Origin of the sequence: Flavobacterium aquariorum, assembly GCF_003254745.1 — a bacterium.
In the GTDB taxonomy this organism is placed as follows: domain Bacteria; phylum Bacteroidota; class Bacteroidia; order Flavobacteriales; family Flavobacteriaceae; genus Flavobacterium; species Flavobacterium aquariorum.
In genome coordinates this window covers 392,896-418,905 of record NZ_QKXH01000001.1, presented here as the reverse complement: position 1 = coordinate 418,905, position 26,010 = coordinate 392,896, and the positions used below count along the sequence as shown (strand labels likewise).

The following is a 26,010-nucleotide window of genomic DNA, read 5'->3' as shown; positions in this document are numbered from 1 at the left end:
ATCACCAAAATGAACCTTGAAAGTCTTGAAAAGCAATTAGATGGAAAATTATTGTACGACCACACTATGCGTACACTTTATGCCACTGATGCAAGTGCTTACAAAGAAATGCCGTTGGCAGTGGCCATTCCAAAAACTAAGGAAGATATTCAAAAAATCATTGCTTTTGCCAGAGAAAACAAAAGCAGTGTAATTCCTCGTGCAGCCGGAACTTCTCTTGCTGGACAGGTTGTTGGGAATGGAATTGTGGTTGATATTTCACAAGAATTTACCAAAATCCTTTCGGTTGATCCTGTCGAAAAATCGGCTTGGGTAGAACCTGGAGTGATTCGTGACGAACTGAATTTACATTTAAAATCCTATAAATTATTCTTTGGCCCGGAAACCTCAACCAGTAATCGCTGTATGATTGGCGGAATGGTGGGTAACAATGCCTGTGGCGCAAGATCTGTGATTTATGGCTCCACCCGTGAGCATTTACTTGAAATCAAAGGTTTTTTGGCAGATGGAAATGAAGTTACTTTTGGTGCTTTAACCAATGCCGAATTTGAAGACAAATGCAACGGAATAAACGTAGTAAGCCCTTTGGAACAAAATATTTATGTTCAAACCAAAGAATTATTGTCATCACCGGCCAACAGAGCATTATTCGACGAAAATTATCCTAAAAAATCAATTCCGAGAAGAAACACTGGATATGCATTAGATTTATTGGCCGACAGCCAGCCTTTTGGCGATCCGACCGAGAAATTCAATTTTTGTAAATTAATCGCTGGTTCTGAGGGAACTTTGTTCTTCTCGACAGCAATTAAACTGAATTTGGTTGATGCACTAAAACCGTTCGCAGGTTTGGTCTGCGTACATCACAACAGCATCAACGAATCGTTGAAAGCCAACTTGGAAGCATTGAAATTCAACCCTGACAGTGTTGAGTTGATAGACCATTATATCCTTGAATGTACCAAAGAAAATATCGAACAAAGCAAAAATAGATTCTTTGTGGAAGGTGATCCACAGGCGATTTTGGTTGTCGAATTTTTAAGGGATTCGAAAGAGGAAATTATTCAGGCCGCCAAAGAAATGGAAGAGCTGATGCGTTCCAAAAATCTAGGTTATCACTTCCCGATTGTTTGGGGCGAAGACACCAATAAAGTTTGGAATCTTAGAAAAGCAGGTTTGGGATTATTGTCTAATATTCCCGGCGATGCCAAAGCGGTTGCCGTTATTGAAGACACTGCCGTTGACGTAAATGACTTACCTGATTTTATCGAAGATTTCAATGCTATTCTAAAAGAACGTAATCTAAGTTGTGTGCATTATGCCCATGCGGCGACAGGAGAATTACACCTTCGCCCAATAATTGATCTAAAAACCAAAGAAGGAGCAGCACTTTTCAGAACTATCGCTACAGATATTGCCCATTTGGTTAAAAAATACAAAGGTTCATTGAGTGGAGAACACGGAGACGGAAGACTTCGCGGTGAATTTATTCCATTAATGTTGGGAGAAGAAATCTATCAAATGTTTATCCAAGTGAAAAACACTTGGGATCCTTGGGGAATTTTCAATCCGGGTAAAATTGTGAACACGCCACCTATGGATACCAGCCTGAGATATACTCCGGGTCAGGACACTCCAATGCCGGAAACCTATTTTGACTTCTCCGAGCATAACGGAATCGTGCGTGCGGCCGAGATGTGCAACGGATCGGGAGATTGCCGAAAAACAGAAAAAAGCGGTGGTACTATGTGTCCAAGTTATATGGCAACACGCGATGAAAAACACACTACTCGCGCCAGAGCCAACATTCTGAGAGAAACTATAAACAACTCTACCAAAGAAAACAGATTTGACGATGAGGGTTTGCTCGAAGTAATGGATTTATGTTTGAGCTGTAAAGGATGTAAATCCGAATGCCCTTCCAATGTGGATATGGCGAAGCTAAAAGCTGAAACCTTGCAACAATACCACGATAAAAACGGAGTGAAATTCCGTTCGAAATTAATTGGTAACACTCCAAAAATCAATCAATTATTCGCCTCATTGCCGTGGTTGTATAATTTTGGTTCAACAGGAATTCTAGGAAACATCATGAAACGTTCGACTGGTTTTGCCACCGAAAGATCATTGCCGTTAATGCACAAAATCACTTTTGCCAAATGGATCAAAAGCTACAGACAAACGGGGAATTTCATTCAGGGGAAAGTCTATTTGTACAACGATGAGTTCCTGAATTTCTACGATGTCGAAATAGGTCAAACAGCCGTTAAATTGTTCAACCGTTTGGGTTATGAAGTGGTGATTCCCGAAATCGGTATAAGCGGAAGAACCTATCTTTCGAAAGGAATGCTGAAAGAAGCTAGAGAAATAGCAGAGAAAAATGTTCAGGCTTTCGCCAAAGAAATACCTGAAAACGTAATTTTAATCGGAATCGAACCTTCGGCAATCTTATCGTTCCGAGATGAATATCCTGATTTATGCCGTGGTGATTTGAAAGAAAAAGCCAAAGCGTTTTCAGGAAGAGCCATGCTAATCGAAGAATTTTTGGCCAAGGAATTGGACGAAGGCCGCATCACATCATCATCATTTACGGAAAACACCGAAAGAGTTCGTATGCACGGTCACTGTTTCCAAAAAGCATTGTCTTCATTAGTCCCATTGAAAAAAATACTAATGCTGCCACAAAATTACACCGTACTAAATATCCCAAGCGGATGCTGCGGTATGGCTGGGTCTTTTGGATATGAAAAAGAGCATTATGACATTTCGATGAAAATAGGTGAATTGGTTTTATTCCCAACCATTCGTTCAGAAGAAGAAGCCACTTTGATTTCGGCCTCAGGAACCAGCTGTAGACATCAAATAAGCGATGGAACAAGCCGAAAAGCATTTCACCCTGTTGAAATACTTTTTAAGGCTTTAAAATAAGTACAATTAGTTTTGATAAAAAAGGTTGAAGATTATAAACATCTTCAGCCTTTTTTTGATTAAATAGCCTCAAACATTTTCCCAGGCAAAGGTCTAATCACTCCTTTTAATTCCATATTCAGCAATAGACCTGAAATTCTGTAAATCGGAAAATCACAATGCAACGCGATGATATCCATCAGTTCTTTACCTGCTTTCAAGAGATAATCGTAGACTTTTTGTTCATCCTCATCTAGCGTGACAAACAACTGTTTTTGAACGGGTTTATTCTCTTTCTCAATATCCCAATTCAGGATATAAATCAAATCGGCAGCGCTGGTCAGTACGTTTGCCTTTTGGGTCTTAATCAAATTATTACAACCCTGACTGTATTTATCGGTGGTGCGTCCCGGAACGGCAAAAACATCCCGATTGTAATCATTGGCCATATTAGCAGTGATGAGCGAACCGCCTCTGTCTGCAGATTCGATGACAATCGTGGCTTCGGTCATTCCGGCCACAATACGGTTTCTACGAACAAAATTTTCTTTGTCAGGATTGGAAGTACTCCAGAATTCGGTCATAAAACCGCCGTTCTGTTCCATTTTGGCAACGTATTTTTTATGCGGTTTAGGATAAATTTGGTTTAGACCATGGGCAACAACGCCAATCGTCTGCAAATCATGATCCATCGCCAATTGATGCGCCACAATATCAACGCCATAGGCAAAACCACTAACGATTATCGGATCCAAAGGCGCCAGATCTTCTATTAATTTTCTGCAGAATTCGGTTCCATAAGATGTAATTTGGCGAGTACCGACAATACTGATGATTTTTCGGTTTTTCAAGTCGATATTCCCAGACGAAAACAATAAAACGGGGCCGTCAATACAGTGCTTTAGACGATCGGGGTATTTGTCGTCTTGAAAACTCAGCACCTCGATGTCATTCTTTTGAATGAAATCTAATTCTTGTTTGGCTTTTTCAAAAATAGTTTTGTCCTTGAAATTTTTCAACAAAACAGTTCCTATCCCATCTATTGCGGCAAGTTGTGAGGACTTGGCATTCAAAACATTTTCGGCGGTTCCAAAATGGGAAAGCAGCTTTTTAGCCATAATATCCCCCACTCCTTCCACCCGAAGTAAAGCTAGTGCGTAAAATAAATTTTCTTCTGACATATCTTACAATTATAAGACAATTTTTTGAATCTCAGAACGGTTTAAAATTAAAATTCCTTAGTTTTTGCAAATAAAACTGAAATAAAAAAATACATTAAAAATATAATCTACTGATTCCGTTATACATACAAATTGTTAATAAAAATTGTGAATAAAATTTTGATAACTATTCCCGTTGCATAACTTTGTTAACATGAAAATAGAACTTTACATCGCGCAGCTTTTGTACCGTTATCAGTGTGTAACGGTTCCTGGTTTTGGGGCTTTCCTGACCGAAATCCAATCGGCTCAACTGCTTGAAAACTCCCATTCTTTTTTCCCTCCAAAAAAGATGATCTCGTTTAATACCCATATTAAGAACAATGACGGGTTATTGGCGAATCATATCGCACAAGCCGAAAAAACCTCATACGATTATGCCGTTAGCGCTATAGAATATGAAGTTTTGAATTGGAAAAAAACACTACAGGAAAATCGTAGTTTTACGATAAAAAATATTGGTGTTCTTAATTTGACCGCCGAAAATAATATTCTTTTCACACCAAACGAGCAAACCAATTATTTGGCACAATCTTTTGGATTGACTTCTTTTGTTTCACCTGCAGTCAAAAGAGAAGTAGAACTTCCAAAACCTGAAATTGTATTTGAAAAATCAACAGCAGTTACAGCAGTAATTGAGGAAGAAAAACCTATTTTCAATTTCATTCCTGAAACTAGAGAAAGAAGTCCATATCTTAAATATGCAGCTGTTTTTGTAATTGGATTGGCCATTGCAGGTTCTATCGGTTATCCGATGTATCAAAATCAAATAGCGTCTGAAACAGTTTTGGTAGAAACAGCCGTTCAAAAACAAGTACAACATAAAATTCAAGAAGCGACTTTTTTCATCCAAACGCCAATTCCTGCCGTAACGCTTTCTTTGAAATCCGAGAAAGAAGTAGAAGCAAAAATGCCTTACCACATTATGGCTGGTGCTTTTAGAAGCGAAGCCAATGCTCAAAAAAGATACAACCAATTGATTGCAAAAGGTTATAAAGCAAGAGTTTTGGGAATAAATAAAAATGGGCTTTACCCTGTTTTATACGGAAGCTACGCTACTTTTGCTGAAGCAGAAAAAGAAAAAGACAGTATAACTGAAACAGATAATCCTGAAGCTTGGATCTTGATTCAATCTTTGTAGAAAAATCTAAATTTCAATACTCAAAATCACGAACAGACCCGAATCAAAAACGGAATTGTTCGTGATTTTTTATTTTTTACCTATACTACTGTTTTCGATTTATTAGAAAAGCTAAACTTAGCGCTTATCCGTTGGTTTTTCCCAGAAACAAACAGAAAGCTTTTTTTTGTTTAAAACAGCCTTAAATCAAACAAAAGCAACCTTAAAACTTCGGCTGAACATAACTTTCTATGTTCGTCATCACTCCCTAAAGTTCAAAATACTTTCGCTTTCAAAACATAGACGAAATTATTAGTTTCCACCATCAGCCGCACTTCAAATAAAAAGTCTGAATCGAAAAAAATATAAGCTACTGTAATTAAATTAGTTATGAAGTTTTTATTAAATTTGGTAAGTAAAAACCATCTATTCTGTATCCTCTCTCATACGACGTTTTTTACAAATCAATCAGCAGTATTTCAATCACTATTTAAAACCAAAGAATATGATAAAAATAAAATACGCTTCTCTGATTATTTTATTATTTTCTTGTGCTCTAACCGCGCAAAACGCTGGAGCCGACAAAACCATGGAAATCTTTGGTTTTATTATGATGGATTCCGGTTACGATTTTGGAAGAATGAATCCCGATTGGTATGACACCATGAGGCCCACCCAAATTTTGGACAAAGAGGGAAACGAATACCAACCCCAAGGTATATATTTTATGAGCGTAAGGCAGAGTACATTTGGCATAAAAAACTATTTCGACACACCTTTGGGACAAATCAAAACACATTTTGAATTTGATTTATTTGGTATGGGGAAAGAAGTCGGAAACACCGCTTTTCGCCTTAAACATGCTTATGGCGAATTGGGTAAATTTGGAGCAGGCCAAACCAATAGTCTATTTACCGATACCGACGTCTATCCAAATATAGTCGAGTTCATGGGCCCTAATGCCTTACCATTCCTCCGCAATGTACAAATACGCTACACTCCTGTTTCAAACCAAAACCATACGTTGGCAGTTGCAATAGAAAAGCCAGGAGCCACAGCAGACCAAGGACAATATGGTGCTGGATTTGTCTATGCATCTGTGCTCGAAAATGTAAAACCAAGATTCTCTGTACCCGATTTAACGGCAGAATATAGATACCGCAGTGCTTGGGGCTATTTGGAATTGGCAGGTGTCCTTCGAAGCATAAAATGGGAAGACCACAACAACGACCAATACAACCTGTCTGGTAGTGCCGTGGGCTGGGGTTTAAGTTTGACCACCCGATTAAAACTCACCAATAGCATAATTTTTCATGGAGCTTTAACAACAGGTGCCGGAATCCAAAACTATATGAATGATGCGGATGCGGATGTTGGAATCAAAAGACAATATGACAACGTAAATTCGCCCATAAAGGGAGTCGCGATTCCAATGGTGGGAGTTGTAACCTATTTCGACATTAATTGGAGCCAAAAATTCAGTTCGGCAATCGGGTATTCGATCCTAAATAACACCACCACCGAAGCGCAGCTATCAACCGCTTATAAAACGGGACAATATGCCAGTGTCAATCTTTTGTATTCCCCAGTCAAAAATTGCATTTTAGGACCTGAACTACAATGGGGAATGCGCCACAACAATGACTTTGGAGGCGATCCACAATTTAATCTTCCAGCCGAAAAAGGCAATAGCGGAAATGATGTGAAGATTCAGTTTTCGTTTAGATATTCCTTCAATACTGCTTTTTATAAAAACAAATAGTTTAGTAAACTAACAAACTGACTAATCAGTCAAGTTGCAATTTACCTAATCTTCAATCATTTTCCACAACATTTCGAAAGCTTCCGAGATAAGTTCCAATTCCTTATCCTCCCTTAAATCATTGGAAATAATATAATAATGTAAGCCGTTAATTTGAGCGGTAAACAAAGAGTAAATAAAAGACACTGGCAATTGTTTGATGAGAACAATGTCTATTCCGTTTTTTATTAAAACAAAAAGTGGATACTCCTCTTGACCAGCAATTGTTTCTTCTACAACTTTAAAATAAGGAGAATGATCAAATTGCTGTAAATATCGATAATGATCACGGTTTTCCAAACTCCATGACAAAGTTGACACAAAAAGGGAACGGAACGATTCTTTGGAAATCGAATGGGATTCCAATCTTTCAAGAATAAAATCATCCATTTCTTTTAAAATCGTACAATACAAAGCCACAATCAGCTCTTCTTTCGTCCTAAAATAATTGAATAGCGTACCTGTGGCCACATTTGCCTCCTGCGCAATTCTAGCGGTCGCAGTACCATGAAAACCATTTTCAACAAATAGACGAAGTGCGGCAGCTAAAATGATGTCTTTTTTTTCCATTACATTAAGATTGACTAATCAGTCACAAAAATAAATATAAATTTGTATTTTACAACATTCAAAAAATTAGTCGTTTATAAGTTTATCCAAACCATCAATAAATGAGTTGAGCCTCTGAATAGTTTCTGTATCAATCAGCACTCCTTGTTCATTGAACTTTCCTTTAATTCCACTAATGAGTAAAGTGGTGTCATCATTAAATTTGGTTTCAACCGTTTTCATAATTAATTGCAATTGCTCGTGTCCTATTACTCCAGAAGCAGAGGCCGTAATCAGTCCTATTGGTTTTTTGGAAAAAACAGTAGTAGAAACACACCATTCTATTGCATTCTTCAAACTTCCAGGCAGACTAAAAACGTACTCAGGAGTACAAATAAGTAAACCATCAGCATTTGAGATTAGTTGTCTAAATTCAACTACGGTACTTGGTGGATCTTCATTGTCAAGATCCGGATTAAAATGTGGCAATTCACCTATCCCTTCAAAAATGGTAATGTCAAATAAACCCTTTGTCGATTCAGCACAATATTCAACAAGCTTAAAATTAGAAGAATTGGCTCTAGTACTACCAATGATGGCAAGAACATTTTTATTTTTTTTCATATGTATTCGTTAATCGGCAAAAGTTAGAATTGGATTAATTACAATTGTTTTAAAGAATTTCTAAAATCAGTTGGTAAACTAGATAAAACCATCTTGATCGCCTCTTCAGGAGTCTCAACAATTCGGGAAAATCCTATTTCTTCGGGAGAGAAGACACCTTGTTCCGCCATGAATCCAACAAAATCGCGCAAACCCTTCCAAAATTTTCCTCCAACCAAAATAAGCGGAAACGGTCCGATTTTGTGGCATTGAATCAAGGTAGCCGCCTCAAACAATTCGTCCAGAGTTCCCAAACCTCCGGGCATGACAATGAAAGCACAGGAATATTTGACCAGCATAACCTTTCGGACAAAGAAATATTTGAACTCGAAACTGTCATTGACATACGGATTAGGCTTTTGTTCTTCGGGTAAAATGATATTAAGCCCGTAAGTAGGTCCGCCCGCTTCTTTTGCGCCTCTATTGGCTGCTTCCATCGCCCCGGGACCACCTCCAGTCAGAACTGTAAAACCCGCTTTGGCAAAAGCTCTTCCCGTTGCTCTTGACAGTTCATAGTAAGGCTCTCCAGGCTTGAATCTTGCCGATCCAAAAATGGTCACTGCAGGTCCAAGCTGACTGAGATTGGTAAAGCCCATTTCAAACTCTGCAGTAATTCTTTCCAAACGCTCCTTTTCCTTTTCGGCAGTTCTTTGTTCACTTAAAAAAAAATACTCCTCCGACTCTAATATCGGAAGTTCATATTCTAATTGCGCTTTTTTCCAATGTTTTTGCCATGCTTCTTCCCATTTTTCATGACTCAATCGCTTAAGATTTTCTGATTTTTTTGCACACATATCGTTGCTAATTTAAATGAAATTTAATCTAAGATATAAAAAAAACAAATTCGTATGGAAGAATCAAATATTTGAATTTTAATCATTTAATCAACTTATAAGCCAAATTTAAGAAAACATATAACGGTTTTGAATTACTTAAGAAGAAGCCAAAAAATCAAAGTAATATTGTGTCAAAAAATACTAGTTCAACAAATTACTTTAGGATTTGCATATCGCAGCCAAACAAGCTTTTACATATAAATTACCCGCAATTCTTTACTACTTAATCAAGGATTTAATCTCAAAAATAAGATTAAATTGACGTCCTCTTCTTTTTTGTTCTTTTATCGGATTATAAAGCCATTGGTCAGATTTATTTTTAAGAATAATTACATTGGCTTAAATTTATAACAGTCTTATTATTAATAATTTATTTAGTTATAAGATGATTATATAAATAACTTAAAACAAACAAAGATGAAAAACGATCAAATGACTATCAAAGAATCTTTACACCTAATCTATGCATATGTAAGCATCTCTGCATTTGTATTGCTAGGAATAAGCAAAATCACTACAAATCTTGGAAAAGCCTTAGATTTCGATCCCTTTGTATCGATCATAATTGTTGTAAACATGGCCGTATTTATTTCCTTGTATTATTACAAAAAAAAGCACAGTACCCATATACATCACGATCACTTTTAAAGCCCTAACCCTACTAAAATGAAATAAAATGGTTGACAAAAACAAAACTGCCCAGATAAAATAAAAAAGAGACTGAATCAAAATCAAGTCTCTTTTTTTATGCGCAAAAAAAAACAGACACGAATTCCACAAATTTTCACAAATCATTACGATTAATACAGTTCGTGTAATTAATTTCACGAATGGATTCGTGAAAATTTGTGAAATTTGTGTCAAAATTAACCTCTTATATTTGTGTCCAGACGGTAGGCTAATTAGCGATAGCGAATAGACGAAGTAAATCATCCCAAATACAAAACCAACTTTCCATTAAGCCTATTGCCCAAATCCGTTGTGGTAGCTGTTGTAGGCAGTGCTTTATTTTGATACTTTAGACTTCTTACTGTTCAACGCTTTCTGTTTTATCCACTGAATTGAAATATCCACTGGTTCCGTAATATTGCCAGAAACAGTATTGTGCCCTAATGTTGAAAACAAGGTATATTCGAAAGGTTTACCTTGAGCTTTCAATGAATTTAATTGCTCTATACACAACTTTACTGGAATCTGTATATCTTTCTCGCCAAAAAGCCAAAGTCCTGGAATTGAAAGAGTATTCAGGGAAGTTTTTGGGTCAGTCGCCACGAATTGATACCTGTCGGGGTCATTTTTAGTATGTTCACGAGCATCTGATTCTGTATGATTTTCCCAAAAATTATTGTTTCCATTGGTATAAAACTGAAATCGAAGTTGTTCTAGAGTTGTAATTGTAGGGCAACTAAATAAAACCATAAATTCTATTTGTTGATTTTTACTTGCAGTAATTGGGATTATCCATCCAGCTTGACTGAAGCCAACTAATCCAATTGGTGTTTTTTTATCTTTCAAATAGGTTCGAAATGTATTTACTGCAGCACTTGCATCGTGAGATAATAAATTAAGATTAGTAGTGTCAATATTATTCGTGCCAACAGATGGCCCTACATATACACCACCTGATTCTCCAACTCCACGTTTATCATATGTCAATACAGCAATACCTTCTTTGGCAAGACGTTTAGCGAACTCCATTTCTCTTTTTACAGGATCAGACCCATGAACAATTACAACTGCTGCAACTGTTTTTTTAGGCGTTAAAATCGAGCCTGCAAGAGTGACGCCTTGACTTTCAAACTTTACATCTTGAATGGTAAAGTCGGTCGATTGAGAAAATACCATTTCTGGTAAAGCTATTAATAATAACCAAAGAAGTGAGTTAGAAAAAAAGTTACTATTCATAGTAGTTTAATATAAAAAATTGTTTTGAATGGTCATCTTTGGCATTGCTTACAACGTTCCCTTGCTACAAGTGGTTTACGGTTAAATTAAGCCCATTATTCGGATTTGCCACCCGAGCGATAGCGAATAGACGAAGTAAATCATCCCAAATACAAACCCATTTTCAAATTAAGCCAATTGCCCAAATCAATTGTAACAAGTGTTACCAGCTGGCTTTATTTGATTAATATGTAAATTAAGAAAACACCAAAAGTTATTAATGACCATAAAAGACTTTTATTATAGTACTTGAATTTTTCATTGACTATATTAGAATTAATAAATATTTGCGAATTTATGTCATTAAGGTATTTTTCGTTGTCCTCTCCATTAGTTTCAATTTCATAATCTTTAAAAGTTTTTGCAGAAATAGTTCCAAAAAAAATATTTGAATTTATATTCAATTTTTCTTGAGAATAGATTTTTGTATCAATTCTACCGATTAAAGTTAAATAGATTTGATATAATGTAATTGTTGCACTTATGAAAAAAGATATTGTAATAATAAAACAAAGAAAATTTTTTATACTTGTCCAATCAATATCACTTGCCTTCGAAAATGACAATGATTGTATCATTTCGTTCCCAATATTTGATGTAAAAATAATTGTTGTAATTACCCCAAAAAAAGTTAATATAAATGAACTTTTTGTGTCACAATTTGAAATCCATTGATTAATGATCTCTAATTTTTTTAAGCTTTTATCTATTTTTTCCATAGGTTTAAATTTTCCAGTTTACAGTCCCACCAAATACGTTTGCGGTAACATTTTTAATTTTATGATTTGAGATTTCTTTCCAATAATTATCAGTTATACAATTTCTAGTTGGGTTTGCCTTTTTAAATCCATTGTATACCGAAGTTGTCATAAGAATAGGAGGGAAATTAATACTTGATTCTATTTTGTCAAATCGAATCAGTTTTCCACCAGAATAACAAATACCGAGAATGTTATTAAAACTAAGGCTATTTGCAAATTCTTCTTTTGTGTGAATTTTAGTAACAGTACTGTCTGAAAAAAAATTATTTGATTTTTTTATAGGTTGTTGTCCCAAAAAACTAGGAAATCCATATAAATTTCCGTAATTATAAGGATTGTATGTTACTTTGACAGAAGAATTATTTATAGTTTTATTAGCTACATCAGTTAGTCTTGAAGCAATGTTTGCCGGATATCCAACCCACACTAAATTTTTATTATCAATATTCTCGACGCCTTTCCTGTGTAATCCTACTTTTACAACTTTTAATAGACCATAATCAATTCCAATACCACATTTAAATTCTACTTCTTTGAAATTTGAGTTGATAATATATTCTGAAACGTGATGTATAGAAATAGCACAGTTAACAGCATTTGTAAAGCAATCTTTACTAGGAAATACTATCATTACTCTATCTCCAATTATATTTCTAACAGAACCACCGTGATATCTTGCTAATTTAAGCATTGACTTTGAAAAAACACTATAAATTCTTCCCATTGTTTGGGTTTGATGTTTTCTATTTAATTCAACAGAATTTCTTATATCTACATAAAGAACGCAAGTTTCAATTTCTTTTCCTATTTTGTCTTCTCCTCTTTCAAAAGTGAGTGAAGTATCGTGTCTAGATGGTACAAGATTTGTGGAAGAATATTGAAAATTTTTAGATTTAATATCTAATACATCCGCAGTTATTTCATCAAGTATTCCCTTCATTTTATATATAATATTTATTTGTTTGGGTATATTTATAATCTACACCTTTTAAATCAGTTGTTATTGGTTTTATATCCTCAAGTGACCAAAGTACGGTGTTTTGATTTAGACTTGCGTTCCAGTTATTAATATAAGAATATTTAACAAAGTAATTTATTTTTTCATTTTCACTAATAGACTCTAGTCTAAATAATTCTGTTAATGGCTTTCCGACTATAGTTAATTCATTATAAAATGCTGATTTATTTCTAAAATAATTTATTTTGCCAAAATGAAATGCAATTTTACTCTTAAATTTATCTTTCTTTTTTGTTTCGACTATTATTTTTTTCGCGCACTTGTCGGCTTCTAAAATACATTCATTTATTGATTTGTTTAAAAACGGTTGGCCAAATAGACAAATAATTCCATCTCCAATAATTTTATCTATTTCACCACCAAATTCATATATTATTGGGATTACTAAATCATAGTATTCATCAAAAAATGCGCTAATTTGTTTGCCGTTTAAGTGGCTGTTTTTACTTGAGAAATCACAAATATCTATAAATAATAATGCAACATCTGCATCTTTTCCATCATCAAAATATTGAACAAAGTTTGTTCCAAGACTATTAATCTTATTTTGAATAGAAAGTTCAATATTTTTAGAATCTAAAGATTCATTAATTGAGAAGGTTATAAATGATCGAGTAAAAGCACTCGCTTTATTATACTTTAAATTAAGTGTTTTTATTTGCTCTAAATTTGCCATAATTTTGGTTTAAGCTTGCCTGTAACTAGTGGATTTGTGTGGTAAACATCAGATTATTCTTCAAATATAAAGATTTATCTCATTCCAATTCCGTTTATTTTTTTATTAATTCCCGCATGGTTTGCAGTTGTATTTCCATTTTTTGGATAATAGCATCTTTTTCAGCCAGTTCTTCTTTTAGGGCTTTTTCGCGAATGGTTTCAAAACGATACGGCAGGTATTCGCCCAAGTGCGCAATAAAATTGTAGTTCATTGCCATACTCAGCTTCCATAAAATAGCAAACTGTAGGGACTCTTTCTTAAAATATTCGTTCAATCCTGTTGGGAGTATGCCCAATGCTCTGGCAACATCGGCTTTCTTGATTTTATTATGGATAATGTGGTAATGGATAAAATTGCCAATCACTGGGTAATGTTCCCCTTTTCCATTCCTGTATTTGTTGCTGGTAGATATCATCTTTTCTGTGTTTTATGTTGTGAATGCATTTTATTTTTCTAAAAAAGTGGTGCTAAACATTAATAGAATTGGTTCAAACTATATCCTTTATTGGTTCGAACTACATAGCTTATTGGTTCAAGCTAAAAGTTTTATTGGTTTGAACTACATAGTATATTGGCTATAATTATATCGTTTATTGGTTCAAACTACCTGTTCTATTGGTTCGACAAACCAATAAAGTTGGTTTAAACTACATATACTATTGGTTTGAACTACATACAATTGCTTTTGGATATCAAAAAAAAAAACGGCAAAAAATCGCCCCTTTCGAAATAAAAGAGGCGATTGCAGTTATTTTTAAGCAAATTGTTTTACTACACCGCAGGCATTACTGGCGGTACCGTAACGGCATTACCTCCACTAGCTGCAAAACGCTTTTTGAGTTGATCTACTATGCTGTCGGCTCCCTGAACTCCGGCATCGGCAGCAGAGCCAAAGGCTTTGTACAAAGCGAGTGCCACACCATAAGCCTCACTTCCGGCAAGCATTTTGGTGTCTTCGATGCGCTCACAGAGTTGGTTGGCCAGTCCCGAGATTTCATCGAGTTGGGTAAAGAGCGCTAAATCATTTTGCATATTCACCACCGAAAGATAAGACGGAATAAGCGTAGGATTGTTTACACCCGCATTGATGGCATCCTCCGTAAATGCTTTGTTGTTGACATCAATACTGTTTAATGATTTTCGTTCATCGGCGGTTAAACCCACCAAAAAAGGGAGGTTGGTCAAGATGGTTTGAAAAGCGGCTTTGACTGCCGTTAGCTGTGCTGCCGTAGCAGTCGCGTTTACGCGGTTGTTGAGCAAATTTGACATAAATAGTTTTTTTAAAGGTTTGTTTAATAATAGATTACAAAAACAAAGCTAAACTATTCTTGTTTTAATTTATAGCGTTTTTCTTTCGAAATTAAATAAATTTGTTAAATTTATAAGTAAAGAACTACTTGTGTGATTTGAAATTGGTAGGTTTTTATGATGATATTGTGATGTGTAAGTCATTGTGGATGCAGATTGCAGAGTTACATACTCAGATCCCAAGGTCATTTAGTTAAGGATTTCTCGCAAAGCTTTTTTATAATCTAGCCCTCGCAAAGACGCGAAGTCGCAAAGAAATCGGTTCTAAATTTTGCGTCTTTGCGAGAACAATTAATTAAAGCTCAACTTAAAAACATTGGGATAGGAGCCGGTTACCGAAGTAACACGGACAGCCTGACCAAATGAACTTTGGCAACCTGAGGAAGTGGATGATTCTAAAATTCTTTGCTTTAGTGGAGATTCAAACTGGCCTTGAACATTCGAAGTTCTTCCCAAGAGAATTGATCGCCGTATTTTTCTTTTAGGGGCGAAACAGATTCTTCTTTGTAGCCTGCAAAAGCCTCGGTGAGTGCCGCCAATTTATCTTCGGGAAAGACTTCTCCGATTGAAATGGTTTTGGCCTGAATCAATTTGGTGAGATGAGACATGATGGTTTCCTGATTGTATTTGCGTATAATGGCTATTTCTTGAATAGTTTTCTTTTCCAACCACAGCTCATAGGTTTGCTCAACTGTCGATTTTTTAGGTTCTTTAGCCGTTGCTTTCTTTGATGCGTATCGATCGGCGTCTTTCTCGTCGTCTATCAGTGTAATATTCGCTTTCTTGAAATCTTCGATAACGCGCTCGACCTTAATAGTTTTGTATTTTTTGATTTCTTCAGAGGTTAATTTTTCCTTCGAAATGGTTTTGCCTTTTACCAACGTGGCAACCATTAATTTGGCTTTCATCAATTGAAGTACCGCCTTAGTTTGCAGATCATCCAAGATTATTAACTCGTCATAAAAGGCTTTGGCTTTTTTTAGACGCTTCACTTCCTCGATTTTCCACAGAATTTCATAGACCAGCTTGTCCATGGGTTCCATGAAATAATTGAATGCTGCGTTGATTCGGTCTGAGATATGATTGAATTCCACTTGTTCGCTGCGAAACAATTTATCCAGTTGCAACAAAAACTTGGAGGAAGGTTCCAGTAATTGCCAAATCACTCCGGCTTGGTTGTGTGCCCAAGTTTTGTGTTTGAATTTAACGGAGTTTTCGGCATCTTCATTGTAACTGAATTGGTGGTTGCGCCATTCTTGAGCCAATTCATTCCAATCGAAACTGTTTTTCAGATAGTTGAGAATAAAATTCTTGGTTTCTCGCTTTAAGGCATTCGCCAAAGCTTCTTCAGAGGCTTTGTTCTCGGCGTAATCCATCACGTCCTGATCGTTTGAAATGCCATTCATTCGCAACGGAGAAAGCAAAATAAGCCCATTTAACGAACGTAAACGTGATAATGCTACATATGCTTGTCCGGGTAGAAAAACTTGCGATACATCGAGCGCAGCTTTATCAAAAGTTAATCCCTGGCTTTTGTGGACCGTAATCGCCCAGGCCAACTTAATCGGATAATGCACAAACGTGCCCAAAACCTCCTCCTCTATTTCCTTGGTCATTTCGTTAACGGTGTAGCGAATGTTTTGCCATTCGTATTTGTCAACTTCAATGGTTTTGTCTTCATCGGGAAAATGCACCCAAATTTCTTTGGAAGTCATCGTTTTTATAACACCCATTTTCCCGTTGAAATAATTCTTTTCCATCGACAAATCGTTTTTGACAAACATAACCTGTGCTCCTACTTTCAACTGCAGATAAGGATCGACGGGATAGATTTTTTCGGGAAAGTCTCCTGTGATGTCTGGCATAAACATCATTTGCTTCCCTTCCAAATCTTCGAGTGATTGGGCATTCATCACATCGGCTTTGGCATTGTGAGTAGTCAGTGTAATGAAGCCTTTATTGGCTTTCAGGTCAAAATCAGGTTTTACGAATTCATTAAGCATTTGAATATCAATAGGCGTAATCTCATTATTACGCAGATTATTCAAAACCGAAATGAATCGGTCGTCTGTTTGACGGTAAATTTTGGACAATTCTATGTACAACGGCGGATACTGCTGAATAACATGGGCGTGAAAGAAGAATTTTCCTTTGTAATAGTTTCGCAACGTTCGCCATTCTTCATCACGAATAATAGGAGGTAACTGTAATAAATCCCCTATAAACAATACTTGCACTCCACCAAAGGGAGCCGATTTTTTTCGAACCGTTTGCATCATGTAATCCATGGCATCCAGTAAATCGGCACGTAACATACTGACTTCGTCAATAATAAGCAATTCCATATTGCGAATAACCGCTCGTTTTTGGCCACTCATTTTGAAATGCCTGCGCAAAGTCGCTTTGGTTTCAAACTTGGTCGTATCAGAAAATTGGGGAGCAGAATTGTCGGGTATAAATCCACCAAACGGCAATTGAAACATCGAATGAATGGTTACACCGCCTGCGTTCAAAGCAGCGATTCCGGTAGGTGCCACTACCACAGTATTCTTATGCGTGGTCGCAATGATTTCCTTTAGGAGTGTGGTTTTTCCGGTTCCCGCCTTCCCAGTTAGAAAAACAGATTGATGAGTTTGGTTGATAAAACGGAGAGCATAAGCAGCGGCTTCGGATATGGATTGCATTTGGCGTATAATTTATAAAGCGAAAATATAAAATATTGAAAAATAAAAAAACCTCCAATCTTATTCAAGATGAAGGTTTTATGAATTTGTGTAAACTAAAAATTACTTTTTAACTTCTTCTGTTTTTGCAGTCGATTTGTATTTTTCATTCAAAAGTTTTACGATTTCTTTAGTAATATCGTATTTCTCTTCAGCGTACAAAATAGATGCAGCATCACCAGTACCGTAGATATAAGCATACCCTTCTTTTTTACCGTAATCCTTGATGAATTTTTTCACTCCTTTTACAAGAGAATCCATTTCTTTTCCACTCTCTTGTTGCAATTGCATTTGCAAAGCTTGTTGTGCTTGCCCCAATTGTTGCTCTCTTCTTTGTAATTCAGCACCATTTTTTTGAGCCCATTCTTGACCGTTTGCTTGAGCATTACGTTGAAAATTAGCTGCGTCTTGTTTAAATCTGTTGATTTCTGCTTCCAATTGTCTTCCCTTTTCAGCTGCAACACCTTTATATTTTGCTTCTAAATCTTTGGTCTCTGTATATTCTTTCATCAACTCAGCTGTATCAACATAAGCTGTTTTGAATTCATGTTCTTTTACTTCTGTTTTTTTATCACAAGAAACAAGTGATATTGAAATTGCGATAAATAATAATGCTTTCTTCATTTTGATGTATTTCAAGTTTTTTTATGTATGGATGACAAAAATATAAAAAAATAGATAGTATTGATAAAAAGTTTCAAAAATGCTACTATTTTATTAGTATAAATTAAAATTATTAAAAATTTAAAAACGATAAAAAACTACTATAAAAATTAGATTTTACAGAAGCTTTTAGAGGAATTAATTAAAATATTCGACCTAAATCCCTATTAAAGCCAAAATAAACGCCTTAAAATCGCTTAAAATAAGTTTTAGTTGTTTTTAAGGATGTAAATGTGCGATGAATATTCCATTTTTTGTTTGGCTTTCCAATTCGACTGCAATCCGATGAAAAAAGCTTTAATGTAATTCATTTTTCCTGTTTTGTATTTTTCGGAAAGCAGACTCACATAAAACGAATCAAATTTCATCGGAAGCACTTTTTCAAGTTTCATATTTTCTTTAGCAAACAACTTTTGAATGGCAGTTTTCGAGAAATGCCAAAAATGGATTGGCACATCATACGCAGCCCAAAAATTCCCATAATGTTTTGCATCGAAAGATTTGAAATTTGGAACGGCAACAATCAAAGTTCCACTCGGTTTCAACAATCGTTTTAATTCTTTAATTTGTTCCTCCAAATTTGGAACGTGTTCCAAAACGTGCCACATCGAAATCACATCAAAAGTATGGCTTTCCAATTCGGAGGTATTCTCAACAAAAGAAACCCCTTTGCTTTTGGCAATAGCTTTGGCTTTATCGCTCGGCTCCACTCCTACCGTTTTCCAACCATCATTTTGAGCAACAGATAAAAAATCTCCAGTTCCGGCACCAATATCCAAAATCAAACCTTTAGAAGGTTGATATGAATTGATTAAATTCAATTTATTTTTTAATGCAATATTTTTTACAAAATGATATGCCTTTTCAAATATGGATCTTTTCGAGTCGGTATGAGAAATATAATCAGCGCTTTCATAATATTTACCTAAAACATCCAAACCAGGTTGTGGATGCGTGATTAACATATCTAACGCTTCATCATAAAAAAGTTCAAAAATCTCTTGAGAGACGGAAAAATCTTGTACAGTAAGAAAATGTTTTTTGTTTGTAATGTCCATTTGTGTTTTAAATAAATAATTTCAGCCCTAATTGTAAAAGCTGAAAAGAAATTCTTTTTTTATTAATTTTATTTGGAAAGAAATGCACTAGCCTGCAATATCCTTTCCCCATCTAATTTTTACTGCGGAAATTTTATCATTTTCCATTCGTATGCTTTGATCAATTATAAATCCATTCTTGGTATAAAACTCCAATGGTGACAAATAAGGTTTTTTATTTCGCTTAACATCATTTTGATGATCGGTTGCCCATCCATTCAAAACAGAGCAATTCTTTTTTAATTCATCGAGCAAAAGTGTTCCAAATCTTTTCCCCTGGATTTTGGAATTGATTATAATTCCAAACCAATCTTCGTCTTCTCGAACAAAAGTAAAAGCCCAGCCAAAAATTTGATTCAAATCATTTGCAAGCAAATAATGTTTTACACTTAAAAGACCATCTAAGTAATCTTGAAATTCGGATAATTCTTTATAACCAATTCTCTCAGGATATTCTGCGTTCCAAAGATCAAACAAAGATTGTTTTTGCTCAAAAGTTAAAAACTTTGTTTGAATAATTTTCATTCTCAAAAACTTTAAAAATCAATTTACTCAACAAATATAAGGCTTACAGCCGTAGTTTCACGTGGAACACAGAAAGATTTTAGATTACAGAATGCAGATTTAAGAATTTATTAAAACTGAATAGTATCAGTACAAATTTTTTAAAAAAAATATAATTAAATAAAAATCACTTAAAGCAAAACTTTAAATGATTTTTATTTTAATAAATTCAAAAATTAATCTAAGATTCATAATATGCAATCTGAATTCTGCGATCTGAATTCTAAACCCTCTATCTGCCCATGTAAATCAAAAGCACCGAAACATCACTTGGAGAAACTCCACTTATTCTTGAAGCTTGCGAAATCGTCACGGGACGAATTTTACTCAATTTTTGTTTTGCTTCAATCGACATCGATTTGATTTTGTTGTAATCAAAATTTTCCGGAATCTTCACATCTTCCAATCGAGTAAGCTTATCAGCATTATTTCTCTCCTTTTCGATATAACCAGAATATTTAACCTGAATCTCGGCTTGTTCCAAAATTTCTTGATCAACATTATTTTCAACAACATATTCCTTAACCTTCTCAAACTTCATCATATCTTCAAGATCAATTTGTGGTCTGGAAAAAACCTTAAACATTTTATCACCCTGATTAATCAACGCTGTTTCTTTAGCTTCTAAAATCGGATTTGTCTCCGCTACAGAAACACTGGTCTCCTTAAAGAAAGCCACCATTTTTTCAGATTCGTTTAATTTCAATTCCATTCGTCGTAAACGAGCTTCGGAAGCCAAACCAATTTCATACGACAAAGGTGTTAATCTAAAATCAGCATTATCCTGACGCAACAAAGTTCTGTACTCCGCGCGCGAAGTAAACATACGGTATGGTTCTTCTGTTCCTTTTGTAATCAAGTCGTCAATCAAAACACCAATATATGCTTCATCTCTTTTCAAAATTAATGGGGCTTGTTCGTGCACTTTCAAATGCGCATTAATACCCGCCATCAAACCTTGGGAAGCGGCTTCTTCATATCCGGTAGTTCCATTAATTTGTCCTGCGAAATACAAACCCTCCACCAATTTAGTTTCCAACGTATGTTTCAATTGTGTTGGCGGAAAATAATCATATTCGATTGCATAACCTGGACGAAAGAATTTTACATTTTCAAAACCGACAACTGTACGCAATGCTTTAAATTGAATATCCTCTGGCAAAGAAGTTGAAAACCCATTTACATAAACTTCGCAAGTATTCCAACCTTCTGGTTCAACAAATAATTGATGACGCTCTTTATCTGCGAAACGATTAATCTTATCTTCTATAGAGGGACAATATCTTGGTCCGATACTTTTTATTCTTCCGTTAAACATTGGAGAACGATCAAAACCTTCCCTTAAAATATTATGCACCTCATTCGAGGTGTAAGTCATATGACACGATTTTTGAATAGACAAAGGTTTAGTCAAATCCGAAAATGAAAATTTATCCGGGCGGGCATCTCCTTTTTCTTCATTCATTTTAGAATAATCCAAAGAACGTCCATCCACTCTCGGAGGAGTTCCGGTTTTCATTCTTCCTGCTTCAAAACCCACTTTAATCAAATCTTCGGTTATTCCGAATGCCGCACTTTCTCCGGCACGTCCTCCTCCGAATTGCTTTTCTCCAATATGAATCAAACCGTTCAAAAAAGTACCATTAGTCAAAACAACAGATTTGGAACGAATCTCTACTCCCAACGAAGTTCTGATTCCTTTTATCTTTCCGTTTTCAATTATCAACCCTTTTACCATTTCTTGATAAAAATCAAGATTAGGAGTTCCCTCCAACATCATTCTCCATTCTTCAGCAAAACGCATACGGTCACTTTGAACTCTTGGAGACCACATAGCAGGTCCTTTTGATTTATTCAACATCTTGAACTGAATTGCAGTTCTGTCAGAAACAATTCCGGAGTATCCACCAAGCGCATCAATCTCACGAACAATTTGCCCTTTGGCAATTCCGCCCATCGCAGGATTACAGGACATTTGCGCAATGTTCTGCAAACTCATTGTCACCAACAAAGTTTTGGATCCCAAATTTGCTGCCGCTGCCGCGGCCTCTGAACCTGCGTGACCTGCACCCACCACAATTACATCATACTCTTCTAAAAACATTTTCTTATATATTAATCCTTCGAAAAGGAATTATGAAATCTCAAAACAATGTTCCACGTGAAACATATTAAAAATAAAAACTTAAAACCGATCTACGTAAAACTTTTTGATTCAACAAAATTAAAAATGTTCCACGTGAAACACATTAAAAAAAATATAAAATTTTTATAATGTTTCACGTGGAACGTATTCTTTTTTTATATAATTTAGATGGATTTTTAACTACTGTTCCACGTGAAACATTGTTAATTTTTCATCTTCTTTGCTTCTCATTAAGATTTCGTCGGCTTCCGATTTATCTTTGTAACCACAGTAATGTAAAACTCCATGAACCAATACGCGTTTTAATTCTTCATCGAAACTTGTGTTGTAGTCTTTAGAATTGTCTAAAACTCTTTCAACCGATACGAAAATATCACCCCCTATTTCGTTACCCATAGTGTAATCAAAACTGATAATATCTGTTAAAGTGTCGTGATTAAGATACTCTACATTAATCTTGTGAAGGTACTCATCATCACAAAAGATGTAATTGATTTCTCCTTCTGTTTTGTTTTCCGAAACTATTACAGCGCTTAACCAAGACGCAATAGCTTCCTCGTTCTCTAGTGTAAATTCGGATTCGTAATTAAAATTGATCATTTGTTGTTAAAATAAACTTGAACTTTTTGATTAAAATTCGAGCGCAAAGGTAACGATTGTCTATTTAATATTTCGATGCTGTTCAAATAATCTGAAAGTGATTTAGGTAAAGGACTTGCTGTATTAGTAAAATTCTTGGTATTGGTTTCAGATTGACGCTTTGGATCTTCGCCTTGTAAACGAATAGCAGTATCTAATTTTAAAAGTTCCTGTTTAATATTGTTGGTTCTTTGAAGCGTTTCATTATTAAAACCTTTGTTCAATAATTGCTTTTCTAACTGTTTCATTTGTTCCAAAGCATTTTGCCCACTATTGCCTAAACCCTTTTTGTTTAACTCTTCTTGTAATGCTTCACGTAACTGTTTTTGCTCTTTGTAAATATCCATAGTAGCTTTAGCATCACCTTCTCCATCACCATCAGACTCGCCATTCTGTCCTTGACCTTTTCCTGATTGTGAACCTTTATTTTGACTGTCGCCCGGTTTGTTTCCTTCTCCGGGTTTATTACCAGGCTTCATACCTTGCTTCATTTTCTCACTTAACTCACCTTGCTTTTTTATAATATCAGGCAATTGCATCCCTGAACCTTGACCTGGTTTTGGCTTTCCTCCACTACTTCCTGACATCTGCATTTGCATACTATTTAACGAATCACTCAATAAATCGGCAAGTTTATTAGCAGATGAAATGGCGTATTGTTGTTGCGATAATCCTCTTTGCAATTGTGACTCGGTTAAACTTTCTAGTGATTTATCAATGTTATACTGGACATTGGCAACCTCTTTAGTAACAGGTTCCGCTATTTTAGGCTGGCGTAAAGACAATGTAAACAAACTATCATCTATGTGTTTGAATTGAGTTTTTAAGTTCTGTTGGTTTCTAATATATTTACTAAAAGAGGGAGAACCCAACTTAGTTGCTTTGAATTGGTTCATCACATCTTCCTGTGAAAAAGAATAAGCCAATAGATTATCTAATATCTGACGCAACATCTTAACATCCTCTTCTATCTGGTCTTTACTAGATTCTTCCATTGCCAACTCCATAGCTTTTGACATTTCTTTCATCTTTTTGGAAGCACTTTTTTGACTCGGTTTTGCCTTTGATTTATTGTTATTTTGCAATTCAGAATTAGCTTTATTGAGATCATCTTTAATGCTTTTTTCCTTATCAGAATCAGAAGGAATATCCATAGGAGCTTTTAAATCTTCATTGTCTTTGTCCAACTGTTTCAATTCTTCTTGAATTTTTTCAAACTCATCCGTTAATTTCTTTTGCTCTTGAGCAGAATTCTCTTTTTCACTTTCAGATAATTTATCTTCTTTTTGAGATAATTTATCTAGTTTATCAGCCAATTGCTCGGCCTTTTTCTCGACATAATAACGTTTTGTTAGCTCCACTAATTGTGCTAAATTCTTATTTTGGCTTTTACTGTTTTCTTTAAATTTTTCTAACTTCTGAACAAAATCTTCATCCTTAATTTTATTATTTAATTCGTTGAGTTCATCTAATAATTTCTTATTTTTATCCAATTCCTTCCCGGTATTATCCAAACGCTTTTGCAATAATTCTTTGGTTTCACCTTTCTGTTGAGGATTTGACTTATCTAAATTATCCTTCATCTTATTAGAAAACTGTTTCATCAACTCATTTTGTTGTTGCTGCTGCTTGATAAAATCATTAATCTTCTGACGATCATTAAAATCTAAACCTTCTTTTTCTTTATTAGTTTGTTGTAACTTCTCCATTTCAGAAAACTGTTTGTCTTGCTTCGATAATGTTTTTTGCAAACTGTTTATAGCATTGTTTTGTTCCTGAAGAGTATTATTTTGCTTTTCTTCATCAGACAAAATTCGACTTGAAAAAACAGTTGAACGAGTACTTTTAAAATGATGAATCGCATCATTATCAAAAACCTCGAAGTAAAAATCATAGTTAACCCCTTTTTCAACAACAAGATTACTAGGAAAGTTGAAAACAATTTGGTCAAAAGTATCTTGCTTAACAGCAATTGTTCCACGTTTGGCATTAAGAGTTTTTCCAGATTCATAGTACACTATTTGCAACTTAGATAACCCATAATCATCTCCTACTTGACCCACAAAATAAGAACTTTCAACACTCAAACTATCTGGAGCTTTAGCAATATTGATAGTTGGAAACTGATCTTTAACAACATTTAGCTGATAATTCAATTTTTCAAAGTTTTTTACTTCATTATTTGACGTAATAATTTGATATTCTGTATTTTGAACAATATTCTTAGTCAAATTAAACGCATTATCACTCTTAGCAAATGGAAAAGCCTGTAAATCATTTTTCCAAACCACATTTTGGGTCGCATTAGTATTCATTACCCAAGTAACTTGAGTTCCTTCGGGAATAATGCCATTACCTGTTCCTTTTACGATAGTGCTTTTCAAATTCAAATAAGCAGGATAAACAAACTTCATCTCAAAATTTGAAATGGTTGGAACCGCAATCACTTTCAATTCATAGTCTGATGAAACAACAGAATTTGCTTCCAAATGAAAAGAAACATTAGCTATTGGTTTGGCAATTTTAAATTGAAATTCCCCAGGATGAATGGTTTCAAGATAATAGCTTTCATCTCCTATAAAAATCATAACATTTTCGGGAACTACAGCTCCATCAGATTTAATGTGCAAAACAAAATCTTTGCCTTGTTCAGTAACTAAATTCGAATTTAAAACTGTGAATATAAAAGGAGCTGGTGGAGAAAATGTCGAGTTGAAATGCACTACCCTATTCAAACTTTGAGAAATAATACGACTGTTACCTGACAGAAAAAAGAAAAGTAAAAAAAGAATTGGTAAAATAGCTAAAGGCAAATATTTCCTATTGGTACTAAAATCAATCGCTTTTCCAAAAGGAATTGGACGCAAAGAGTTTGCTTTTTGTTCGATGGAAGCCAATAATAATTCTGAATTATAAACAGAAACATCAGATTTTGAAAGCTGCAAATAATTAGTCAATGTATCGTTTACCTCCGAAAAATGACTTCCAATAATAATTGAAGCCTGATTATAATCAATTCCCTTTTTAAATTTTAAAATTTTAAAGATTGGAAACAATATAAAACGAAGTAATAAAAATAATTCAACTGCAATAAAAAACCAAAACAAGAATATTCTACCCTTAGGTTTTAACCAAAGGAAATACTCAATAAAGAGTGTAAAAAGGAAATAGATTAATCCAAGGCCAACGAAAAATATAATGCCTCGAATTAATTCATTTGTATAATACTTCTTTATAAAAGCTTCTAACTTTTGATGTATCGAATATGACTTTTCCAAAATTACCGTATTAATTTAATAACCAATAAAAGTAATAATTTTAATGCTTACTAAA

21 protein-coding genes are annotated in these 26,010 nt (G+C 34.9%); 4 read left to right on the top strand and 17 right to left on the bottom strand.

Annotated features, from left to right (window positions below):
- The first annotated feature begins 9 nt into the window (after positions 1-9).
- The gene (locus DOS84_RS01855) at positions 10-2,928 is read left to right on the top strand and encodes an FAD-binding and (Fe-S)-binding domain-containing protein (protein WP_111408400.1); all 2,919 of its coding nucleotides are present in this window, start codon (positions 10-12) and stop codon (positions 2,926-2,928) included.
- Positions 2,929-2,987: 59 nt separating this feature from the next.
- Here the strand turns inward: DOS84_RS01855 and dprA are convergent, their stop codons facing one another.
- On the bottom strand, positions 2,988-4,088 hold the full coding sequence (gene dprA, locus DOS84_RS01850) for a DNA-processing protein DprA (protein WP_111408399.1): 1,101 nt from the start codon (positions 4,086-4,088) through the stop codon (positions 2,988-2,990).
- 193 nt (positions 4,089-4,281) lie between these two features.
- Here dprA and DOS84_RS01845 point away from each other — a divergent pair, with 193 nt between their 5' ends.
- Entirely contained in the window at positions 4,282-5,268 is a 987-nt protein-coding gene (locus DOS84_RS01845; RefSeq protein WP_111408398.1) for an HU domain-containing protein, read from the top strand.
- Positions 5,269-5,752: 484 nt separating this feature from the next.
- Positions 5,753-7,009 (top strand): DcaP family trimeric outer membrane transporter, encoded by a 1,257-nt coding sequence (locus DOS84_RS01840; RefSeq protein WP_243636302.1) that lies wholly within the window; start codon positions 5,753-5,755, stop codon positions 7,007-7,009.
- A gap of 45 nt (positions 7,010-7,054) precedes the next feature.
- Here the strand turns inward: DOS84_RS01840 and DOS84_RS01835 are convergent, their stop codons facing one another.
- The 3 genes from DOS84_RS01835 to DOS84_RS01825 all read right to left on the bottom strand — a co-directional run bounded on the left by DOS84_RS01835 (position 7,055) and on the right by DOS84_RS01825 (position 9,054).
- Positions 7,055-7,618 (bottom strand): TetR/AcrR family transcriptional regulator, encoded by a 564-nt coding sequence (locus DOS84_RS01835; protein ID WP_111408397.1) that lies wholly within the window; start codon positions 7,616-7,618, stop codon positions 7,055-7,057.
- 66 nt (positions 7,619-7,684) lie between these two features.
- The gene (locus DOS84_RS01830) at positions 7,685-8,221 is read right to left on the bottom strand and encodes an NADPH-dependent FMN reductase (RefSeq protein ID WP_111408396.1); all 537 of its coding nucleotides are present in this window, start codon (positions 8,219-8,221) and stop codon (positions 7,685-7,687) included.
- 38 nt (positions 8,222-8,259) lie between these two features.
- Positions 8,260-9,054: an LOG family protein gene (locus DOS84_RS01825; RefSeq protein ID WP_111408395.1), complete on the bottom strand. Its 795-nt coding sequence runs from the start codon at positions 9,052-9,054 to the stop codon at positions 8,260-8,262.
- 459 nt (positions 9,055-9,513) lie between these two features.
- Between DOS84_RS01825 and DOS84_RS01820 the strand changes: the two genes are divergently transcribed.
- The gene (locus DOS84_RS01820) at positions 9,514-9,744 is read left to right on the top strand and encodes a hypothetical protein (protein ID WP_111408394.1); all 231 of its coding nucleotides are present in this window, start codon (positions 9,514-9,516) and stop codon (positions 9,742-9,744) included.
- A gap of 357 nt (positions 9,745-10,101) precedes the next feature.
- Here the strand turns inward: DOS84_RS01820 and DOS84_RS01815 are convergent, their stop codons facing one another.
- The 13 genes from DOS84_RS01815 to DOS84_RS01755 all read right to left on the bottom strand — a co-directional run bounded on the left by DOS84_RS01815 (position 10,102) and on the right by DOS84_RS01755 (position 25,955).
- Positions 10,102-11,001 (bottom strand): alpha/beta hydrolase family protein, encoded by a 900-nt coding sequence (locus DOS84_RS01815; protein ID WP_111408393.1) that lies wholly within the window; start codon positions 10,999-11,001, stop codon positions 10,102-10,104.
- A gap of 215 nt (positions 11,002-11,216) precedes the next feature.
- The gene (locus DOS84_RS01810) at positions 11,217-11,759 is read right to left on the bottom strand and encodes a Pycsar system effector family protein (protein WP_111408392.1); all 543 of its coding nucleotides are present in this window, start codon (positions 11,757-11,759) and stop codon (positions 11,217-11,219) included.
- Positions 11,760-11,763: 4 nt separating this feature from the next.
- Positions 11,764-12,741: an adenylate/guanylate cyclase domain-containing protein gene (locus tag DOS84_RS01805; protein ID WP_111408391.1), complete on the bottom strand. Its 978-nt coding sequence runs from the start codon at positions 12,739-12,741 to the stop codon at positions 11,764-11,766.
- A 1-nt stretch (position 12,742) separates the two neighbouring features.
- Positions 12,743-13,495 carry a nucleotidyl cyclase domain-containing protein gene (locus tag DOS84_RS01800; protein ID WP_111408390.1) on the bottom strand — a complete coding sequence of 251 codons (753 nt, stop codon included), beginning with the start codon at positions 13,493-13,495 and terminating at the stop codon, positions 12,743-12,745.
- 94 nt (positions 13,496-13,589) lie between these two features.
- The gene (locus DOS84_RS01795; protein WP_111408389.1) at positions 13,590-13,952 is read right to left on the bottom strand and encodes a transcriptional regulator; all 363 of its coding nucleotides are present in this window, start codon (positions 13,950-13,952) and stop codon (positions 13,590-13,592) included.
- A gap of 356 nt (positions 13,953-14,308) precedes the next feature.
- Positions 14,309-14,806 (bottom strand): hypothetical protein, encoded by a 498-nt coding sequence (locus tag DOS84_RS01790; protein ID WP_111408388.1) that lies wholly within the window; start codon positions 14,804-14,806, stop codon positions 14,309-14,311.
- A 449-nt stretch (positions 14,807-15,255) separates the two neighbouring features.
- The gene (locus DOS84_RS01785) at positions 15,256-17,529 is read right to left on the bottom strand and encodes a helix-turn-helix domain-containing protein (RefSeq protein ID WP_111408387.1); all 2,274 of its coding nucleotides are present in this window, start codon (positions 17,527-17,529) and stop codon (positions 15,256-15,258) included.
- 102 nt (positions 17,530-17,631) lie between these two features.
- A complete protein-coding gene (locus DOS84_RS01780) occupies positions 17,632-18,192 on the bottom strand; it encodes an OmpH/Skp family outer membrane protein (protein WP_111408386.1) in 561 nt (186 codons plus the stop codon).
- A gap of 248 nt (positions 18,193-18,440) precedes the next feature.
- A complete protein-coding gene (locus tag DOS84_RS01775) occupies positions 18,441-19,289 on the bottom strand; it encodes a class I SAM-dependent methyltransferase (protein ID WP_111408385.1) in 849 nt (282 codons plus the stop codon).
- Positions 19,290-19,376: 87 nt separating this feature from the next.
- Positions 19,377-19,853 (bottom strand): GNAT family N-acetyltransferase, encoded by a 477-nt coding sequence (locus tag DOS84_RS01770; protein WP_111408384.1) that lies wholly within the window; start codon positions 19,851-19,853, stop codon positions 19,377-19,379.
- Between the two features lie 271 nt (positions 19,854-20,124).
- Positions 20,125-21,996: a tRNA uridine-5-carboxymethylaminomethyl(34) synthesis enzyme MnmG gene (gene mnmG, locus DOS84_RS01765; RefSeq protein WP_111408383.1), complete on the bottom strand. Its 1,872-nt coding sequence runs from the start codon at positions 21,994-21,996 to the stop codon at positions 20,125-20,127.
- A 222-nt stretch (positions 21,997-22,218) separates the two neighbouring features.
- Entirely contained in the window at positions 22,219-22,638 is a 420-nt protein-coding gene (ybeY, locus tag DOS84_RS01760; protein ID WP_111408382.1) for an rRNA maturation RNase YbeY, read from the bottom strand.
- Complete coding sequence (locus DOS84_RS01755; protein WP_111408381.1) at positions 22,635-25,955, bottom strand: coiled-coil domain-containing protein; 3,321 nt, start codon at positions 25,953-25,955, stop codon at positions 22,635-22,637. The genes ybeY and DOS84_RS01755 overlap by 4 nt, the downstream gene beginning before the upstream one ends.
- Positions 25,956-26,010 lie beyond the last annotated feature (55 nt).

Excerpts from the sequence above, each read along its gene's own strand:
- DOS84_RS01855 (WP_111408400.1), top strand. The coding sequence starts at position 10 with ATGAACCTTGAAAGTCTTGAAAAGCAATTAGATGGAAAATTATTGTAC.
- DOS84_RS01780 (WP_111408386.1), bottom strand. The coding sequence starts at position 18,192 with ATGAAGAAAGCATTATTATTTATCGCAATTTCAATATCACTTGTTTCT.
- DOS84_RS01805 (WP_111408391.1), bottom strand. The coding sequence starts at position 12,741 with ATGAAGGGAATACTTGATGAAATAACTGCGGATGTATTAGATATTAAA.
- DOS84_RS01790 (WP_111408388.1), bottom strand. The coding sequence starts at position 14,806 with ATGTCAAATTTGCTCAACAACCGCGTAAACGCGACTGCTACGGCAGCA.
- DOS84_RS01815 (WP_111408393.1), bottom strand. The coding sequence starts at position 11,001 with ATGAATAGTAACTTTTTTTCTAACTCACTTCTTTGGTTATTATTAATA.
- DOS84_RS01840 (WP_243636302.1), top strand. The coding sequence starts at position 5,753 with ATGATAAAAATAAAATACGCTTCTCTGATTATTTTATTATTTTCTTGT.
- DOS84_RS01775 (WP_111408385.1), bottom strand. The coding sequence starts at position 19,289 with ATGGACATTACAAACAAAAAACATTTTCTTACTGTACAAGATTTTTCC.
- DOS84_RS01835 (WP_111408397.1), bottom strand. The coding sequence starts at position 7,618 with ATGGAAAAAAAAGACATCATTTTAGCTGCCGCACTTCGTCTATTTGTT.
- DOS84_RS01830 (WP_111408396.1), bottom strand. The coding sequence starts at position 8,221 with ATGAAAAAAAATAAAAATGTTCTTGCCATCATTGGTAGTACTAGAGCC.
- DOS84_RS01800 (WP_111408390.1), bottom strand. The coding sequence starts at position 13,495 with ATGGCAAATTTAGAGCAAATAAAAACACTTAATTTAAAGTATAATAAA.
- DOS84_RS01845 (WP_111408398.1), top strand. The coding sequence starts at position 4,282 with ATGAAAATAGAACTTTACATCGCGCAGCTTTTGTACCGTTATCAGTGT.
- dprA (WP_111408399.1), bottom strand. The coding sequence starts at position 4,088 with ATGTCAGAAGAAAATTTATTTTACGCACTAGCTTTACTTCGGGTGGAA.
- mnmG (WP_111408383.1), bottom strand. The coding sequence starts at position 21,996 with ATGTTTTTAGAAGAGTATGATGTAATTGTGGTGGGTGCAGGTCACGCA.
- DOS84_RS01825 (WP_111408395.1), bottom strand. The coding sequence starts at position 9,054 with ATGTGTGCAAAAAAATCAGAAAATCTTAAGCGATTGAGTCATGAAAAA.
- DOS84_RS01785 (WP_111408387.1), bottom strand. The coding sequence starts at position 17,529 with ATGCAATCCATATCCGAAGCCGCTGCTTATGCTCTCCGTTTTATCAAC.
- DOS84_RS01810 (WP_111408392.1), bottom strand. The coding sequence starts at position 11,759 with ATGGAAAAAATAGATAAAAGCTTAAAAAAATTAGAGATCATTAATCAA.
- DOS84_RS01820 (WP_111408394.1), top strand. The coding sequence starts at position 9,514 with ATGAAAAACGATCAAATGACTATCAAAGAATCTTTACACCTAATCTAT.
- ybeY (WP_111408382.1), bottom strand. The coding sequence starts at position 22,638 with ATGATCAATTTTAATTACGAATCCGAATTTACACTAGAGAACGAGGAA.
- DOS84_RS01770 (WP_111408384.1), bottom strand. The coding sequence starts at position 19,853 with ATGAAAATTATTCAAACAAAGTTTTTAACTTTTGAGCAAAAACAATCT.
- DOS84_RS01795 (WP_111408389.1), bottom strand. The coding sequence starts at position 13,952 with ATGATATCTACCAGCAACAAATACAGGAATGGAAAAGGGGAACATTAC.